We start from the raw sequence: 237 nt of genomic DNA, 5'->3' as shown, positions 1-237 counted from the left end.
CGGGCGCATCAAGCTCCAGTTTCCATGGGACCGCCTCGGCCAACACAATCATCAGAGCAGTTGCTGGGTCCGCGTCGTCGCACCGTGGGCTGGCAATCAACTCGGCGGCATGCATATTCCCCGCATCGGGCAAGAAGTCATCGTCGACTTTCTGAGTGGCGATCCCGACTTGCCGCTATGTACCGGACGGGTGTACAACCAACTCAATACGCCACCGTGGGCATTGCCGAGTCAAAG

The 237-nt window shown here is 59.5% G+C and carries 1 protein-coding gene; it reads left to right on the top strand.

The window, feature by feature from the left end:
* Nucleotides 1-237 (top strand): phage baseplate assembly protein V (locus tag QN379_RS23575; protein ID WP_323507786.1); only part of this gene is annotated, 237 nt, incomplete at both ends.

This window comes from Glaciimonas sp. Gout2 (assembly GCF_035018905.1).
Classification (GTDB): Bacteria; Pseudomonadota; Gammaproteobacteria; order Burkholderiales; family Burkholderiaceae_D; genus Glaciimonas.
The sequence above is the reverse complement of the archived record's forward strand: the minus strand, read 5'-3'. Positions and strand labels throughout refer to the sequence as shown.